The organism is Microbacterium helvum (assembly GCF_014779795.1).
Lineage (GTDB): Bacteria > Actinomycetota > Actinomycetes > Actinomycetales > Microbacteriaceae > Microbacterium > Microbacterium helvum.
Window position 1 is genome coordinate 1 of the sequence record NZ_JACXZS010000030.1, and the last position, 1,457, is coordinate 1,457.

At 69.5% G+C, this 1,457-nt stretch carries 1 protein-coding gene; it reads right to left on the minus strand.

All coding sequences use genetic code 11. The annotated features are described in order from the left end of the window. Positions 1-23 precede the first annotated feature (23 nt). Positions 24-1,343, minus strand: a complete 1,320-nt coding sequence (locus IF188_RS19995) for an ISL3 family transposase (protein ID WP_191173567.1) — start codon at positions 1,341-1,343, stop codon at positions 24-26. Positions 1,344-1,457 lie beyond the last annotated feature (114 nt).

A 1,457-nucleotide genomic window follows, 5' to 3' on the forward strand; every position in this document is an offset into this window, starting at 1 on the left:
GGCTCTTCGGACATCCGGTGGGGTCATGGAGTGAGGCCACCGGCGGCGAGGAGCATGCGGAGTCGGTAGTTGTGCCGGTTGCGGTAGCCGCGGGCGAGGCGACGGTGGAGCTCGATGATCCCGTTGACGGCCTCGGTGCCGCCGTTGTTCGCGCGGCTGGTGGTGAAGTACGCCAGGAACGCTGAGCGCCAGCGGCGCAGGGTGCGGCCGAGGCGGGCGATCTCGGGGATCGGGCAGCTGTGGAAGGTGTCGACGACCTTCTCGGCGATCCGTCGGCCGGCGGCGAGGTCCTTCTGGTGGTAGGCGGATCGCAGCTGCTGGGCGCACTGCCACGCGATGAACACCTCGTCGTGCGCGGGGTCGGCCTCGATCGCCGCGGTCAGCCTGATTCGCTGCTTCTCGGTGAGGTTCTCCTGCCCGGCGCGGAGGATGGTCTGGATCCCGTAGAGCGGGTCGCCCTTGCGGCCGCGGTGTCCGAGGGTGTCTTGCTGGACGCGGCGGCGGACCTCGTCGACGGCGGCGGTGCCGAGCTTGACGACGTGGAACGCGTCGAGCACCGCGGTGGCGTCCTGCAGCTTGTCGTCGATCGCGGTCTTGTAGCCGGCGAACGGATCAAGAGCTGCGACCTTCACACCTCGGCGGAACGCGTCGCCGCGGTCTGCGAGCCAGGTCGCGTAGGCCTTCCCCGACCGGCCCGGCACGAGGTCCAGCAGCCGCGCCCGCGTCTTCCCCTGGCTGTCGCGGCTCAGATCGACCATCCCGGTCAGCTCCTTCGGGCCGCGCTTTCGGGGATCGACGTGATGCCAGATGTGCTCATCGACGCCGAGGGTAGTGACGTTCTCGAACCGGGACTCGTCCTCAGCGAGCTTGACGAGCTCGGGCTCGACAGCGCGCCACACCGTCTTCCACGACGTGCCCAGCTGACGACGTAGTCCTTCGATCGTGGCGTGCTCTCGGCGCAGCTGCGCGACCGCCCAGTCGATGGCTCGCCTCGTGAGCGACCCGCGCCGGGCGACCAGGGAGGGAAGCTGCTCCACGAACGTCTTCTTGGCGCAGTCCACGTCGTCGCATCGCCAGACCCGCTGCCGCCACACGATCCGTACCCGCGTCACGCCGGGCACGTCGTGAAGCACCCGTCGGCGACGCCCGCGGCCGATCGCGACGACCCCGCACGACGGGCATCCGGTCAGCACCGCCGGTGTCGAGACGGTGACGACCAGCAGATCGTCGCGACGGTCGACGTGCTCAACGTGGACGCCGTCCAGGCCGAGTAGAAGGTCGCAGCGGGAACACGGGCAGGCAGCAGAGCGCGCGTCAGCGCACCCCGAACTATGGTGAGACACGTCGAGGTCCTCGTGATGGAACAGCAGTTGGCGCTACTGATCCTCGGGGACCTCGACCCCTACCCGCCGACCATCACCCGGCGAGCCTCACCCCCACCGGATGTCCGAAGAGCC